This is a genomic window from Bradyrhizobium yuanmingense, from assembly GCF_029167105.1.
Classification (GTDB): Bacteria; Pseudomonadota; Alphaproteobacteria; order Rhizobiales; family Xanthobacteraceae; genus Bradyrhizobium; species Bradyrhizobium yuanmingense_A.
In genome coordinates, this window is sequence record NZ_JARFML010000029.1 from 60,119 (window position 1) to 74,750 (window position 14,632).

At 64.3% G+C, this 14,632-nt stretch carries 15 protein-coding genes; 4 read left to right on the forward strand and 11 right to left on the reverse strand.

The window, feature by feature from the left end; translation table 11 throughout:
* Positions 1–3 precede the first annotated feature (3 nt).
* The 4 genes from metG to P0R31_RS30120 all read right to left on the reverse strand — a co-directional run bounded on the left by metG (position 4) and on the right by P0R31_RS30120 (position 5,038).
* Positions 4–1,935, reverse strand: a complete 1,932-nt coding sequence (metG, locus tag P0R31_RS30105; protein WP_275518090.1) for a methionine--tRNA ligase — start codon at positions 1,933–1,935, stop codon at positions 4–6.
* Positions 1,936–2,043: 108 nt separating this feature from the next.
* The gene (locus tag P0R31_RS30110) at positions 2,044–3,090 is read right to left on the reverse strand and encodes a DNA polymerase III subunit delta' (RefSeq protein WP_275518092.1); all 1,047 of its coding nucleotides are present in this window, start codon (positions 3,088–3,090) and stop codon (positions 2,044–2,046) included.
* Entirely contained in the window at positions 3,087–3,773 is a 687-nt protein-coding gene (gene tmk / locus P0R31_RS30115) for a dTMP kinase (protein ID WP_275518093.1), read from the reverse strand. Before tmk ends, P0R31_RS30110 begins: the two co-directional genes overlap by 4 nt.
* A 2-nt stretch (positions 3,774–3,775) precedes the next feature.
* Entirely contained in the window at positions 3,776–5,038 is a 1,263-nt protein-coding gene (locus P0R31_RS30120) for a D-alanyl-D-alanine carboxypeptidase family protein (protein WP_275518094.1), read from the reverse strand.
* Positions 5,039–5,192: 154 nt separating this feature from the next.
* Here P0R31_RS30120 and P0R31_RS30125 point away from each other — a divergent pair, with 154 nt between their 5' ends.
* Entirely contained in the window at positions 5,193–6,149 is a 957-nt protein-coding gene (locus P0R31_RS30125; RefSeq protein WP_275518095.1) for an alpha/beta fold hydrolase, read from the forward strand.
* Here P0R31_RS30125 and P0R31_RS30130 read toward each other — a convergent pair.
* Positions 6,143–7,069, reverse strand: a complete 927-nt coding sequence (locus tag P0R31_RS30130) for a septal ring lytic transglycosylase RlpA family protein (protein WP_275518096.1) — start codon at positions 7,067–7,069, stop codon at positions 6,143–6,145. The two genes, P0R31_RS30125 and P0R31_RS30130, sit on opposite strands and share 7 nt — an antisense overlap.
* Positions 7,070–7,845: 776 nt before the next feature.
* Between P0R31_RS30130 and P0R31_RS30135 the strand changes: the two genes are divergently transcribed.
* Positions 7,846–7,989: a hypothetical protein gene (locus tag P0R31_RS30135; protein ID WP_275518100.1), complete on the forward strand. Its 144-nt coding sequence runs from the start codon at positions 7,846–7,848 to the stop codon at positions 7,987–7,989.
* Between the two features lie 33 nt (positions 7,990–8,022).
* Here P0R31_RS30135 and P0R31_RS30140 read toward each other — a convergent pair whose 3' ends face one another.
* The 6 genes from P0R31_RS30140 to P0R31_RS30165 all read right to left on the reverse strand — a co-directional run bounded on the left by P0R31_RS30140 (position 8,023) and on the right by P0R31_RS30165 (position 12,524).
* Complete coding sequence (locus P0R31_RS30140) at positions 8,023–8,313, reverse strand: hypothetical protein (RefSeq protein ID WP_275518102.1); 291 nt, start codon at positions 8,311–8,313, stop codon at positions 8,023–8,025.
* A 105-nt stretch (positions 8,314–8,418) separates the two neighbouring features.
* Positions 8,419–8,739, reverse strand: a complete 321-nt coding sequence (locus P0R31_RS30145; RefSeq protein ID WP_275518104.1) for a DUF1476 domain-containing protein — start codon at positions 8,737–8,739, stop codon at positions 8,419–8,421.
* 225 nt (positions 8,740–8,964) lie between these two features.
* Complete coding sequence (locus P0R31_RS30150) at positions 8,965–9,156, reverse strand: hypothetical protein (protein WP_035999201.1); 192 nt, start codon at positions 9,154–9,156, stop codon at positions 8,965–8,967.
* Between the two features lie 171 nt (positions 9,157–9,327).
* On the reverse strand, positions 9,328–10,002 hold the full coding sequence (locus P0R31_RS30155) for an endonuclease/exonuclease/phosphatase family protein (RefSeq protein ID WP_275518106.1): 675 nt from the start codon (positions 10,000–10,002) through the stop codon (positions 9,328–9,330).
* On the reverse strand, positions 10,002–11,837 hold the full coding sequence (locus P0R31_RS30160; protein ID WP_275518107.1) for a VTT domain-containing protein: 1,836 nt from the start codon (positions 11,835–11,837) through the stop codon (positions 10,002–10,004). Before P0R31_RS30160 ends, P0R31_RS30155 begins: the two co-directional genes overlap by 1 nt.
* Before the next feature lie 390 nt (positions 11,838–12,227).
* Positions 12,228–12,524 (reverse strand): hypothetical protein, encoded by a 297-nt coding sequence (locus P0R31_RS30165; protein ID WP_275518109.1) that lies wholly within the window; start codon positions 12,522–12,524, stop codon positions 12,228–12,230.
* A gap of 399 nt (positions 12,525–12,923) precedes the next feature.
* Here P0R31_RS30165 and P0R31_RS30170 point away from each other — a divergent pair, with 399 nt between their 5' ends.
* Positions 12,924–13,532: a hypothetical protein gene (locus P0R31_RS30170; protein WP_275518110.1), complete on the forward strand. Its 609-nt coding sequence runs from the start codon at positions 12,924–12,926 to the stop codon at positions 13,530–13,532.
* 615 nt (positions 13,533–14,147) lie between these two features.
* On the forward strand, positions 14,148–14,435 hold the full coding sequence (locus P0R31_RS30175; RefSeq protein WP_271542225.1) for a hypothetical protein: 288 nt from the start codon (positions 14,148–14,150) through the stop codon (positions 14,433–14,435).
* The last annotated feature ends 197 nt before the right edge of the window (positions 14,436–14,632 follow it).

Here is a 14,632-nt window from a genome sequence, read left to right on the forward strand (position 1 = left end):
CCTTCAGGCCGCAGGCTCGACGTAGCGCGGGAACGCCGGCATCGGCGCCGGCAGCGTCGAACCGGGCGCGATGCGCTTGGCGCCGCCGAGCATGTCAAAATTGCGCTCGGCTTCGGGGATGCCGAGGCTGTCGAGCAGCTTGCCGGAGGCGGTCGGCATCGCGGGCTGAGCCAGGATCGCGATCTGGCGCACCACCTCGGCGGTGACGTAGAGCACCGTCTTCTGCCTGGCCGGATCCGTTTTGGCGAGCGCCCACGGCGCCTCGCCCGCAAAATAGCGGTTGGCTTCCGCAACCACGGCCCAAACGGCGTTGAGCCATTGATGGATCTGCTGCGCCGCCATGGCCTCGCGCGAGGCCGCGATCATGCCGTCGGCCATCGCCAGGATCGCCTTGTCGTTGTCGCTGAACTCGCCGGGCTCGGGCAGCACGCCGCCGAGCTGTTTTGCGATCATCGACAGCGAGCGCTGCGCGAGATTGCCGAGATCGTTGGCGAGATCGGCATTGATGCGCGCGACGATCGCCTCGTGGTTGTAATTGCCGTCCTGGCCGAACGGCACCTCGCGCAGGAAGAAGTAGCGCAACTGGTCGACGCCGTATTGGTCGGCGAGGTTGAAGGGATCGACGGTGTTGCCGACCGACTTCGACATCTTCTCGCCCCTGTTGAACAGGAAGCCGTGGGCATAGACCCGCTTCGGCAGCGGGATGCCCGCCGACAAAAGGAAGGCCGGCCAATACACCGCATGGAAGCGGATGATGTCTTTGCCGATGACGTGCACGTCGGCCGGCCAATAGCGCCAGTTCCTGTCGCTCTCATCGGGGAAGCCGACGCCGGTGATGTAGTTGGTCAGCGCATCGACCCAGACATACATCACGTGCTCTTCGTCGCCGGGCACCTTCACGCCCCAATCGAAGGTGGTGCGCGAGATCGAGAGATCGCGCAGGCCGCCCTTGACGAAGCTCACGACCTCGTTCTTGCGAGAGTCCGGCCCGATGAAGTCAGGCTGATCCGCATAGAGCTTGAGCAGCTTGTCCTGGTACGCCGACAAGCGGAAGAAATAGCTCTTCTCCTCCACCCATTCCACCGGCGTGCCCTGCGGCCCCAAGCGCACGCCATCGTCGTTCACGCGCGTCTCGTCCTCGGCGTAATAGGCCTCGTCACGGACCGAGTACCAGCCCGAATAGGTGTCGGCGTAGATGTCGCCATTCACTTCCATGCGCCGCCAGATCTCCTGGCTGGAGCGGTGATGCTGCTCCTCGGTGGTGCGGATGAAGCGGTCGAACGACACGTCCAGCCGCTCGTCCATCTCTTTGAACCGGCCGGCATTGCGCGTCGCGAGCGCGGCGGTGGACATGCCCTCGCTCGCCGCTGTCTGAATCATCTTCTGGCCGTGCTCGTCGGTGCCGGTCAAAAAGAACACATCCTTGCCGTCGAGCCGCGCAAAGCGCGCCAGCGCGTCGGTCGCGATCGCCTCATAGGCATGACCGATATGCGGGCTGCCGTTGGGATAGGCGATCGCGGTGGTGATGTAGAAGACGTTGTCGCGCGGGGCGGCGACCGCAGGCGCGGCAGCTTGCGGAGAAGCGACGGGCTTCGGCGCGCGCGGAGCCTTTGACTTCGGCGCCGTTGGCTTCACAGGCGCGACGGGAGTCGGTGCGGCGGTCACGGCAGGCGCAGCCGCCTTTTTCGCGACCTTCTTCGCCGGAGCCTTGGAGGGCTTTTTGGCAGCCTTCTTCACCGCCTTCTTGGCGACGACCTGCTTCTTCGCGGCGCCCTTCTTCACGCTCTTCTTGACGGCAGCCTTCTTGGTCTTCTTGACCTTCTTGGCAGCTTTGGCCGCGCGCGCCTTGGCCTTTTTCGCGGCTTTCTTGACGGCCTTCTTCGCAGCCTTCTTGCCGCTCTTGCGTTTGAGGGATTTCTTAGCTCGCGTTGCCACCACGAATTCCTTTACCGGCTTCTCGAATTTTGGAAACGGCTCGGCGTTCCGTTATTGTTTTGCGCATGATCTTTTCGGAAAACGCTGCGCACTTTTCCGGATCATGCTTTAGCGCGTTGCGTCCGCCAGCCAGCCGAACACCGAGAAAACCAAGGGCTTTCGCTCCAGATTGTAGGTTTCGGTGTCGCGCGCGGCGCGGACGATCTTTTCCCATACCTCAGCTAGACGCGCAAGGCGCGGCAGGTTCTGGTTGGCATTGGCCTCATCTGCATGCAGGCGCTCCGCAATCCAGCGGTCGATGCCGTCGATGAAGGCCGCAAGCGCCACGCGGTCGCTGATGCCGAGCGAATCGCCGAGCGTGTGCAATTCGCGCGGATCGACCTGCGGCAGGCGCGCGAGCAGCGCCGCCGTGCGCTGCTGAAGCTTCAGGGCCTCGCCACCGAGCAACGTCAGCGTCCGTGCGACGCTGCCCTCGGCGGCCTCGGCCGCCTCGCGCAGCGCGGCATCGTTCGGATCGAGCTCAGCCGCCGAAGCGGCGGCGCCGACCACATCGTTCGTGGCGAGCGGCCGCAGGCGCAGCTTGCGGCAGCGCGACTGGATCGTGGCGAGCACCCGCGCGGGTGCGTGGCTCACCAGCAGGAACAGCGATTGCTGCGGCGGCTCCTCGAGAATCTTCAGAAGCGCGTTGGCCGCGTTCGGATTGAGCTCGTCGACGGTGTCGACGATGCAGACGCGCCAGCCTTCGGCCGCGGCGGTCGAGCCGAAGAAACCGATCGTCTCGCGCGTCTCGTCCACGGTGATCACGGTGCGCATCACGCCGCGCTCGTTGGCGGTGCGCTCGAGCGTCAGCAGGCCGCCATGCGAGCCGGCCGCCACCTGCCGCGCCACGGCGTCGTCGTGATCGATCGCAAGGCTTTCGGCGCGCTGCACGGCCGGCGCCAGCGGCTGCGCATGGGCGAGCACGAAGCGCGCCATGCGATAGGCCACCGTCGCCTTGCCGATCCCCTGTGGCCCGCCGATCAGCCAGGCATGCGGAATGCGTCCGCTGCGATAGGCATCAAGCAGCGCGGCCTCCGCCTCGCGATGGCCGAACAGCTGCGACGTCTCGCGCGGATGCGGTATGGCGGTTTCGCGCTCGGCCTGACGCGGGCTCATACCGACACCACTGACGCAGGCGTTGGCAGCAGGCGCTCGCGCAGCGCCGTCCAGATGCGCGCAGCGACCGTGTCCGGGTCGGAATTGGCGTCGATCAGCACACAGCGCGCGGGATCCTCCGCCGCGATCTTGCGATAGGCTTCGCGGAGGCCCTGGTGGAAGCTGAGCTTCTCGGCCTCGAACCTGTCGGGCGTGCCGCTGCCGCGGCGCGCGGCGGCACGTTGCAGGCCGATCTCGACCGGCAAATCGAGGATGATGGTGAGGTCCGGCTTGAGGTCGCCGATCGTCACCCTTTGCATCGCGTTGATCAGGCCATCGGGCACCTGGCCGAGGCTGCCCTGATACGCCCGCGTCGAGTCCGCGAAGCGGTCGCACAGCACCCAGACGCCCTGGCTCAGCGCCGGCTGGATCACGGTGCGGACATGGTCATCGCGCGCGGCGGCAAACAGCAGCGTCTCGGCCTCGGGGCCGAGCAGCTTGCCCATGCCCGACAGCACCAGATGACGCATGATTTCAGCGCCCGGCGAGCCGCCCGGCTCCCGCGTGACGCGGATGCGCAGCTTTGCCGCCGTGAGGCGGTCGGCGAGCTTCTTGATCTGGGTCGACTTGCCCGTGCCCTCGCCGCCTTCAAAGGTGATGAAGCGTCCCCGTCCGGACGGCCGCTGTGGCGCGCTCTCACTCATGATCAGAGCTTCTCGGCACCTGCGCGGAACATGCCGATCACGAGCTCGCTGGCGCCGTCGATCGCGCGGCGCATGGTCGAGCCGGTGCCGATCGCCTCCGCGGCGTAGACCGGCGTCTCGACAGCGATGTTGCCACTGCGCCAGACCCTGACCACGCCGACCCGCTGACCGGCCTCGACCGGCGCACGCACCGGGCCGCTATAGACGACGCGCGCAATCAGCTTGTCGCTGCCGTTCTTGTGCACCATCACCTTCACGGGCGTCTTGGCGACGAGCTTGACCGACCGGCTCTCGCCGCCGAACACCTTGGCATATCCGACGGGCTGCTCGGCCGCGATGAGGGTGCGGGTCTCGAAATTGCGAAACCCCCATTCCAGCATCTTCTTGGCTTCTGTCGCGCGGTCCTCGGGATCGTCAAGACCGTTGACGACGACGATCAGCCGCGTGCCGTTCTGCACGGCGGAGCCGACCATGCCGTAGCCGCCTTCCTTGGTGTAGCCGGTCTTCAGGCCATCAGCGCCTTCCATCGAATTGAGCAGCGGGTTGCGGTTTTGCTGGCGGATCTTGTTCCAGGTGAACTCCTTCTCGCCGAACAGTTTGTAGAAGTCGGGGAAGTCCAGGATGATGTGCCGGGCGAGCATGCCGAGCTCGCGCACCGTCATCTTGTTGCCGGGATCGGGCAGACCGCTGGAATTGGCGAAGGTCGACCTGGTCATGCCAAGCTCACGGGCGCGCTTGGTCATGAAGTCGGCGGCAAAGATCCGCTCATTGCCCGCCATGGCTTCGGCCAGCGCGATGCAGGCGTCGTTGCCGCTCTGGATGATCGCGCCGCGCAGGAGATCGTCGACAGAGACCTTGCTGTTGATGGCGGCGAACATGGTCGAGCCGCCCGAGGGGGCCCCGCCTCTGCGCCAGGCATTCTCGCTGATCCGATACTCGTCGTTCAGCTTGATGTCGCCCTTCTTGATGGCATTGAAGACGACCTCGGCGGTCATCAGCTTCATCATGCTCGAGGGCGCGCGCAGCTCGTCGGCATTCTTCTCGAACAGCACACTGCCTGAGGAGGCTTCGATCAGGATCGCGGTCGGGGCATCGCCGTCGAAGCCGGCATCTTCTGCTTTCTTGCCGCCCTGGACGCTCTGGTTGGCCGCATTGAGCGCCCCGCCCCAGCCGATGGCCGCCGCCAAAACCGTCGCGATCAGCCCGCGCGCCAGCGCTGCGGCGGTGAGCCGGTTGCGACGAAGCAAAGGAAGACGAAGTGCCATGGCAAAGCCCTGAGAGAGGCGTTCTAACAGCTGGAACAGATGCGAACAACACGCGGTTGGACGCTTGTCGCCGAGATTGCACGATTCTCGCTGCGCCCCTATCGTGGTGCCTCATGTTTTTCGAGCAAACCCCTGAAACAAGGCGGAAAAGCGAATGTCCTCAACCCGCATGATCAAGGCCAACGGGGTCGAGCTGTTCGTCCGCGAAGCCGGCCAGGGACCGCTGGTGGTGCTGTGCCACGGCTGGCCGGAACTGTCCTATTCCTGGCGCCACCAGATCCCGGCGCTCGCCGAAGCCGGATTTCACGTCGTCGCCCCCGACATGCGCGGCTATGGTCAAAGCGCGGCCCCGCTCGATGTGAACGCCTACTCGATCTTCGACACGGTCGGCGACTTGGTCGGCCTCGTCCAGGCCCTCGGCGAGACCAAGGCGATGGTGGTCGGCCACGATTGGGGTGCACCGGTCGCCTGGCACGCTGCGCTGTTCCGGCCCGACATCTTCACGGCGGTCGCTGGCCTGAGCGTGCCGCCGCCGTTCCGTGGCCGCGGCAAGCCGCTCGACCTGCTGCGCCAGGGCGGCGTCACCAATTTCTATTGGCAATATTTCCAGACGCCCGGCGTCGCCGAGGCCGAGCTCGAGCGTGACGTCGCACGCACCATGCGCATCGTCCTCGGCGGGCGGGGCCTCGCCGATCCCACCGCGGCCATGTTCGTGCAGGAGGGCAAGGGCTTTCTCGGCCACGCCGGCGCCGACGAGCCGCTGCCTGGCTGGCTCAGCGAGGCAGACCTGGCCTATTTCACCGAGGCCTTCCGCAAGTCCGGCTTCCGCGGCGGGCTGAACTGGTATCGCAACATCGACCGCAATTGGGAGCTGACCGCGCCTTGGCAGGACGCGCAGATTCACCAGCCTTCCCTCTTCATCGCAGGCTCGAAGGACGCCGTCATCACCGGCCTGATCGGGGCCAAGCGCGTCAACGAGCTCGAGCGCGTGCTGCCCAATCTGAAGCGCAAGCTGATCATCGAGGGCGCCGGCCATTGGGTGCAGCAGGAGCGACCCGAAGAGGTGAATGCGGCGCTCGTCACGTTCTTGAAGGAGAGCGCGGCTCAGTAGAGGCCGCGGCCGCTCAGGATGCTGCGGGCCTCGGCGGCGCCATCGGTCGATGCGGCCGCGCTGTCGGCGGCGTAGCGACCGTCCTCGCCATAGGACACCGCGCGGGCGTTCTGGGGCGCCCGGCCCCGGCTGCGGCTCGAGGCCGACATTTCCGAGGTAGCATTGAGCGAAGCCATATCGGCCGAGGTGCTGCCGAGATTGTATGGCCGCCCCTCCGGCATCGGGACCTCGCCGCGAATGGCACCGCGGGTCGAGGACGGCAGCTCCGGCACAAACGGCTTGGCCGAGGCGACCCGGACCATCGAGGGGGACGGCGCCGGAACGCCGGTCCGCAGGGTCGCCAGAAGCTGGCGGTCGTCGGAGCCTTCGAGCGGCGCCCGGCCGACATATTCGACCCGGACCTTGGCAACGCCGTTCCCTTTGAATTCAAGGAGTTCGGCGGCCTTGTTCGAGACATCGATGAGGCGGTTGCCGTGATAGGGCCCGCGGTCATTGACGCGGACGATCAGCGACTTGCCGTTCGAGACGTTCGTGACCCGCGCGTAGGACGGCATCGGCAGGGTCGGGTGCGCTGCGGTCAGCGAGGTCATGTCGAACACCTCGCCGTTGGCCGTCAGGCGGCCGTGGAAATCATGACCGTACCAGGACGCCATGCCCTCGGCGCGGTAGTTGACGTCCTCCTCTGGAACGTAGGTCTTGCCCGCCACGACATAGGGCTTGCCGACGCGGTAGGTGCCGCCGCCCTTCGGGACCGGATCGCCGAAGGCCACCACCCGCGGGCTCGAGGACACGCCGTATTTCGGGTCGACGCGGCTGGCGAACTTGTTCGAGGAGGCGCAATTGGCGAGTGCAAGGCAGGTCGCGACCGCCGCAACACCGCGCGCCGCCCGCAAAACCGAATCTGACCGACGGATCCCCATGCGCCCCAAATACCACTTCGCCGGAGGCGTACCCAACCCGCTTTGGCTACGGGGAGCGCTGTCCGGTCATCTCGTCCGAGGCGGCCCACCACCGTCTCGGAAGCGGTAACGATAACGCAACCCGAACGCGGCGGAAATGGGGAGCCCACGGCGAACACGCCGGGATGGTAAACGGGACGTTCGCATTTTTCCGTTGTTCTACGGGGCGATGGCCTCTGCACTGTGCCAGTGCCGGACAGTCTGTTGCGCCAAATCCTCACTCCACCCCCATTGTCGCGCCGCTCACCGAAATTCTTTTGACTGTGCAAGGCCGCCCGCGTTCTCTCGGATGCGAGGGCGGGATTTGGAATTTAACGATGATCGAGACGGTTTCGGCACTGATGGGTCTGGTAAGCGCGGGGATCTTCCTGGCCCATGCGTTCGAGGGTTACCGCACGAGGGCCTGAAGGCACTCGCGCGGGCGGCAAGCATCACCTCTTTCAAGGCGGCGCGTTCGGACGGTCTTGGTCGGTCCGGTCGCGCATCGAAAACGAGAGCGGCAGGTGTCCCATGCGTAATCATGACCTCGTATCCGATGGCTTCCTGGCCTTGACCGCCGGCGGCTTGGTGCTGCTCTGCTCGAGTCTCGTCGCGCTGGCGTTTGCCTGAACCGCACGTCCTGCTGTCCAATACGGTTCTCTCCATTGCGGCGCAGCAGGCGCGGCTGTCCCCGCTCCCATTCAGTTGATTGAATTATTGCGTTCGGCCCCTCGACCAATTGCAAGAGGCCATCACCAATGAAGGTGACGCAAATGCTTGCCGAGAAGTTCTTCCTGGTCTTGGAATCCCTGATCCGCGGCAACCGCACCTATCCGGATGGAAGCCCCCGGGTCATCAGCACCTCCCCGCACGTGCCGGTCAGGCTGCCGTCAGCAAAATAACCGGCGCGTCCGCCAGCCGCCGAAATCCGCCGCTCAGCGCAGGCCCAACAGCGAGCGGCGGTAGAAGCCGCCGCGGGCCTCGTTCTGGCAGACGAAGCTGCCGTCGAAGCCCTGGCCGTAGCGCTTCTGTCCCTTGCGGTAATAGACGCCCTTGCTGAAGTCGAGCCAAACCACCCTGTCGCGCGGGCAATGACGCTGGGCCTGCGCCTCGTAGCGAAACGGCGTCAGCGGCGTCGCCGCGACCTCGGCGCCACCTGCACCGACCAGCATGGCGCCCGCGCATGCGATTGCGCCGGACCATTTGCCAAAGCTGCCCCGTGACATGCCCCACCTCCCGCTCGCCGCCGTCTCCGGCGGCCGGCACGGTAGCACGAAACGGCACAGCCGGCGGAAGGCGGCAAGCGCGCCGAATGAACGCGGCAGCGGATGTCATTGCCGCTCCGCTTCGAGTTGCGCCAGCGCCTGGTGCAGACATTCCTGAAGCCTCTGCGCGACCTGCTCGCGCGCGATCCCCTTGCCTGCGAGATCGCCCGCCACCTTGCCGGCCACATCGCCCATCGTCCTGCTCTCCAGATGGTCCGTCACCAGCGCCGCCGCGTAGCTTGCAGCGGCATCGCCACTGAGCCCGAGCTGGCCTGCGGCCCACAGCCCGAGCAGCTTGTTGGACCGCGCCGTGGCCTTGAACATGAATTCCTCGTCCTGGGCGAATTTGGCTTCAAAGGCCTGCTCGCGCTTGTCGAACGTGGTCATGGTCAGCTCCATTCTGCGTCGCTGATGAGGATCGGACTTGTCGGGAGCCAACGTCTCCGTGGTTCAGGTCAGTTTTGGATCATCAGAAGCTTCCTCCCGGAAGCGAAGCGCCGTCAAGCCTGCCGATGGGAAGCAGACACCCAAGCGGCATTGGCGGCCGACAATCAAATGCAGGCCGCCAGCAGATGCGATTTTTTTGGAAATTGCGCGGCTGAGCGCGTTCGCTCAGCCCTTCGCCGCCGCCGCTTCGCGCGCCAGCCGCTCGGCCTTCAGCCGTTCCTTGTTGGCATAGAACGCCTTCTGCGCCGCTTCGTGGTCGCGCATGGCCTTCTCCGCCTCAATCCGCCGAGCCGCATCGCGAGCGTGGCGCTGTTCGGGGGTCAGGGGTTTGCGTCGGAAGGAAAGGTCTTCAGTCATGCCGAATGAACGTGGCCGTGAGGAAAAAGTTCCGCATGGTCCCGTTCGACACCGCCGGCCGGGGCATAAAAGTTGTCCGAAAACAACCCCATGCACAGTAGCTAAGTTCCTCTAGCACAACGCTTTTCTCAATTGCGCCGGAGCCCGTCCACGATCCGCCCGCCGGAACCGTCAGATTGTGATATCTGCAATCACGGGCAGATGGTCCGAATAGGCTCTCGCCTTTTGGTCGGTCCAGACTTTGTCGAACCGGCTGTCCCGCGTTGCATAGATGCGGTCGAGCCGAAGCAAAGGCAGATGCGCCGGAAAGGTCCGCAACCGCGTCCGGTTCGGGCAGGCCTGCGCGAGCACGCGCCGCACCGATTTCACCCAGAACCAGTCGTTGAAATCGCCGAGGATGACGGTCCTTTCCGGCCTCACCAGGCTCACCACGGCCTGAGCCTGCGCATAACGCTCGTGGATGCTGAGGCCGAGATGAGTGGCGACCACGCGGACGTCGCCGAAAGGCGTCAGCAATCCCGTCGCGATCGCCCTGCGCGGCTCCCGCTCTCGATACGACACGTCGACGATCTCAGGCACGCTGGAGAACGGAAAGCGGCTCATGAGCATCTGGCCGTAGTCACCATCCTCCGTGACGATCGACTTGGCATGAACGCGATGATCGCCGACGACACGCGCCAGCTTCGCAAACGGATCGTCCGACCGCGATCGGGAATCCACTTCCTGAAGGGCGACGACGTCCGGTGACCATTTGCGAATGATGGAGCAAACACCTTCCAGATCGAACGTCGGATTGAGATTGAACGTGCCGTGCACGTTCCACGTCATGAAGCGCATCGGCGCCATCAACGCCTCCCGGCGAGCCACGTCGCGAGGAATTGAGCGCCCGCACAGACGCCGAGCCAGCCCAGGAATGCCAGCGTGAGCAGCAAGACGTTGCTCCAGGATGCATTCCTGGCCAGATCTGCGATCTGCGCTCCCAGAACGGCCATGGCGAGAATGCCGGGCATCATGCCCAGCAGCGTTCCGACCAGGAAATCACGGAGCGGCAGCGTGCTTGCACCAGCCGCGACGTTCACCAGCGAGAACGGCGCAATCGGAATCATCCGGATGACGACGACGGCCAGGATTCCCTTGCCGACGACGCGTTCCTGGATGCGCGCGGCACGGCGTCCCAGCAAACGCTGAAGGCGCTCTCGGCCCAGGAACCGTCCGATCGCGAAAAGGATGAGCGCGCTGAGCAAGACCCCCGCCATTGCGGTGACGAAACCCAGCCACGGCCCAAGTGCGGCAGCAGTCGCCGCAATGAGCACGAGAACCGGAAAGATGACCAGCCCGCCGACGACAAAGGCCGCGATCGCGAATGGCGGTCCCCAGACGGATTGCGAATAGGCAGACAGCAATGACGAGATCCGGCCCGCATCGGTGTAATCGCTCAGGGACGTGTACGACCAGGCCAGCGCCAGTCCAAGGAGCGCCAGGGCGATCGAGGCGATTCCGATGATCGTCTTCGTGCTCCACATCCGCGATGCCGCGCGCTCCAGATGCAGCGGCAGCTCAGGATCTGCCACCGGCTGAACCAGGGTGGCAAGCGTGCTGGTCAGAACCGAGGCCTCCACTTTTCGCAGCGTCTTCGCTCCACCCTTTTTCGACATCTGGTCCAGCAGAGCGAACAGCCGATGCTCGTTTTGCGTAACAGCCTGTTCGTCGAGACCGCAGAAATGTGCGATGAGACGTCGGCGGACCGAGGCGATGAAATCCCGATGCTGCTCGGATTCAGCTTCAAAGATGAGGTCGCATTCGCTGTCGGCGCCCATGGACCGATTATTCAGATTGGCCGAGCCGATCCGCAGGATCCGGTCATCGACCACCATGAGCTTGCTGTGCACCATCACGGCAGCTTCCTTATTTCCGCTGCGGGAGACCGGATGGACGAAGCGGATGCGATCGGCCACTCCGGCCGAGCTGAAGCAGTCGATGAAAGCGCCGCGGCCGTTCTGCATGGCCTGGGACTCAAGCCACGAGGAATGCAGTTTCGGAGCGACGACCAGAACCCGAAGCGACGGCACGCGACACATCTGCTCCGCCAATTCGTGCGCCATCCTGGTCGCGCTGGTGAATTGATTTTCGATGTACACGAAGCTCGTTGCCGATCGGATCGCCGCAATGAAGGAGCGTTCGACCTCCTTGATGGTTGAGCCTGCAGGACAGACCACTTCGGTCCTGGCGATCCCGACCGGCAAGTCCTCGGCCTCGACAGGCACGTTCGCCGGCCAGCGACCATTCCTCTGCGCGCGCGGTTCATCGGAATGTTGGCCTGCCGCACGCCAGCGTTGCTCCGTGAGAGCGAACAGCTGCTCCGCAGCATCCCCGTCGACCAGGCACTGAACGTCGTGAAACGGCGGATAGGGCTTGCGCTGAGGATCGCAGCGCATGGAATTTTCGGCGCGATGGTCACTCGTGTCCCAGCGCCTGATCGTCAGATCGAGGCCGCCAACGAACGCAAGTGATCCGTCGACGCAGACGATCTTCTGGTGTTGCGCCGAACCAAACGGAAGCGTGGCGTCCAGATGAAACCGGACGCGGCCATCGGTGCCGGCAGTGAACTTCGCCGCGGAATTCCACTCCCGCTCGGAGGCGTAAAACGAGACGAAGTCCCAGACGAGAATGTTGATGCGCAAGGCGGGCCTGCGCTGCACCAGCGCGCGCAGGAACGGACCGAGCTCCTCAGGCAGGCCATCATCGGCACGTCCGGAAGCTCCGACCAGGCGCGTCCTGCTATGGATGTCCCATCCGACGACGTAGACGAGATCCTGCGCCTCCAGCAGGGCCTCCCGCAGGGCTGCGAAATAGGCCGCGGCATCGTTCAGAACCGCCACGCGCCGCGCCCTGCACCGCCGCCAGACGGTGTCGCCGGGAATGAGGGTCGATGCGCTCTGAAGCAGGTGGACCTCGCAATTCGCGTTTGCGTCTAAACGCACTGGAAGCTCAAGGAGTTCCACGACGTCAACGGCTGCGGTTCGCTGCGAATGCCGGATGTCCGGCACTCACTGGGCCCATCGCACAATTCATCATTTGGTGCGGACAAACTTCGCGCCGGCACTCCTCAACACATCCACGATCCTCTCAGGGGCGTCGCCGTGAAAATCGACGGAAACCTCGATCAGGCCTTCCAGCTTCTGCCGCCCCTCAGGTGTGGGCGCTGACTTGACGTCAGGGCCCGCCGCGCGTGTTCCCACCGTGTTCGCCGCGCCCGCGGGCTGGACGAAGACGTCGCCTCGCGGCACGCCGCATTCCTGCACGACATGCTCAACCGCAAGCTCGGCGCCGCGGCGCGTATCGAATTCTCCAATGATGGTGCTTTCCAAGGCTGCTCTCCGTATGGTCGCGCGTGCGAACAACAGGCGAGCCGAGGCCAAGTTCCTGGCGGCACCATCTCGAAAGCCGGAGATGACGGATCGGATCCCAGGCGATGATGATCAGAACTGAATGAGTCCGAGCAGGAAGAGCAGCGCCACCGTGACGATGCCGGAGATCAGCAGCGAGCCGAGACATCCAAGCCGGTTCGAGAAAAGGAAGAACATGCGTTGCCCGCTGTGAAGCTTGCTGTCGGGCTAATCTGTCACATTCGATAGCGTTCCTGACGTAAGTCCCTGCGTCCCTTGCCTCGGATGCGCAGCGCTCCGTCCATGGCGTCATTGAGGCAGGTCAATACAGGCAAGCCGAACCTCTGGAAATCTGACGTCGGCAGATCAACGGAGACGGCCATGTCACAGCAGAGCAGCATGCATTTCTATCTCAATTGGGCCAAGGAGCGGATCGACGAGATGGACGCGGCGTTGGCCTCGTTCGAGGTCAAGGCCGGCCAGGCCAAGGCTGAGTCAAAGGTGAAGACCGATCAGCTCCTGTCCGATCTGACCAAGCGACGCGACGAGTTTCAGGCACTACTCAAGACCAAGGCGCAGGCCGGTGAAGCAGCGTGGGCCGACGCCAAGACCGAGCTGGAGCGGCAATGGAACGGATTCGAAGCCCAGATGAAAACCTACTTCGAAAGCGCCGGCAAACAGCTCGAGCAGCAACAGGCCACGTTCAGAGATCTTGCGGCTGCACAGGCCAAGGCCTGGGGCGAAGCCGCAGAGAAATTCCGCGAGGCCGCAGGCAAAATCACTGCTGCCCGCACCGTGGACATCGACGCCGCGCTCAAGCAAATGAAGTCCGACGCCTCCGAAGCGGAAGCGCGCCTGCAGAAGCTGAAGCAGGCCGGCAGCGAGTCATGGTCGGTGATGAGCGCCGCCCTCGCCGAATCCCGCAAGGCGTTCGATCAGGCGAACAAGGCCGCGTGGAACGCGCTGAAGGGTAGTGATACCAAGAGCTGAATTGAGAGAGGCGGCCCCGCATCGGCCGGGGGCATGATGATGCAGGGCCGCCGGACGGCTCCTGCCCCGTGAAACCGAGACCGTCGCCGGTGCAACAAGCCACCTGCCGAGAGGACGTTCCCGCCCTCTTCTCAATGTCTTCAGCTGTGACCCAATTCCCACACACAGCCTGGGTCGTCGAACGGGTCGCAGGCGCCGCTCTGGTGCGACGGCCGCGACCTGCGCCGCGGTGGTCGGCACGATTGGCGCGGCACTGCAAGAGCCAGCTTGGAGGTTCGTTCAGCGTGACCGTGGGGACGCCCGCGGATCGGGGCGATCCCATTAATTGGAAGACTTGTGCTCCCGGTTGAGCAGCTCCAATCGCCGTTCGAGCTCTTCCTTTTTGGCTACGAGTCGCGCGGCCAGGATGTCATTGACGACCGTGTGGAGTCGCCACAGCTCCTCGAGAGACATGCTCTCAAACGGCTTCCGTTCCATGAATCCCCCGACTCACGAATCGCCCATAGCTTGAGGATAAGCGGGGCAGATGGCAACTCGGGGGCTCGTTGCGCGGAAAGTTACCTACTTCATCGGGAGCTGCACGACCGACCTTGTCCGCGAACGGCGCAGCTGAGCTTGCGCAAGGCCGATGGCGGGAGTTCTCGAGCGCCGCGATCGTCGCACGGTCACGTGGTTAATTTTGCCCACGGCTTCGAGGAGCGCTTCGGCGTGCTTCTTGCCAAGGAGATCTCCAACCCAAGGAGGCGTACATCAATGGCACAACGAGGCCGTATTCTTACAAGCCGGAGTTCCGATCTGAAACAGATCGCCCGCGAGTTGGTGAGACTGCTCGACGCCCTCGAGGAGCTTGACGCCCTGAGAGAGAAGGTGCGGCTTGCCGAGGCCGCACGGGTGCTACATTAGCGCGCTCGCCGATTACGCGGCCTGCCGGATCAATACACTGGCGGAAGGGGTGGGATCATTTTGCCAGTCCTGATCTGTCCAGTAGAGTCGCAGAATACCCTATAAAAATAGAGTTTATCACGCTTCTACGGTCTAGACACGTCCGAAATTGTCCGATAGGTTCCAAGTCTGTTTTGTACGTAGCTCAATACGTAGGA

What these genes read in the sequence shown, in the direction of transcription:
- P0R31_RS30110 (WP_275518092.1), bottom strand. Translation starts at nt 3,090, where the DNA reads ATGAGCCCGCGTCAGGCCGAGCGCGAAACCGCCATACCGCATCCGCGC.
- tmk (WP_275518093.1), bottom strand. Translation starts at nt 3,773, where the DNA reads ATGAGTGAGAGCGCGCCACAGCGGCCGTCCGGACGGGGACGCTTCATC.
- P0R31_RS30120 (WP_275518094.1), bottom strand. Translation starts at nt 5,038, where the DNA reads ATGGCACTTCGTCTTCCTTTGCTTCGTCGCAACCGGCTCACCGCCGCA.
- P0R31_RS30125 (WP_275518095.1), top strand. Translation starts at nt 5,193, where the DNA reads ATGTCCTCAACCCGCATGATCAAGGCCAACGGGGTCGAGCTGTTCGTC.
- P0R31_RS30130 (WP_275518096.1), bottom strand. Translation starts at nt 7,069, where the DNA reads ATGGGGATCCGTCGGTCAGATTCGGTTTTGCGGGCGGCGCGCGGTGTT.
- P0R31_RS30135 (WP_275518100.1), top strand. Translation starts at nt 7,846, where the DNA reads ATGAAGGTGACGCAAATGCTTGCCGAGAAGTTCTTCCTGGTCTTGGAA.
- P0R31_RS30140 (WP_275518102.1), bottom strand. Translation starts at nt 8,313, where the DNA reads ATGTCACGGGGCAGCTTTGGCAAATGGTCCGGCGCAATCGCATGCGCG.
- P0R31_RS30145 (WP_275518104.1), bottom strand. Translation starts at nt 8,739, where the DNA reads ATGACCACGTTCGACAAGCGCGAGCAGGCCTTTGAAGCCAAATTCGCC.
- P0R31_RS30150 (WP_035999201.1), bottom strand. Translation starts at nt 9,156, where the DNA reads ATGACTGAAGACCTTTCCTTCCGACGCAAACCCCTGACCCCCGAACAG.
- P0R31_RS30155 (WP_275518106.1), bottom strand. Translation starts at nt 10,002, where the DNA reads ATGGCGCCGATGCGCTTCATGACGTGGAACGTGCACGGCACGTTCAAT.
- P0R31_RS30170 (WP_275518110.1), top strand. Translation starts at nt 12,924, where the DNA reads ATGTCACAGCAGAGCAGCATGCATTTCTATCTCAATTGGGCCAAGGAG.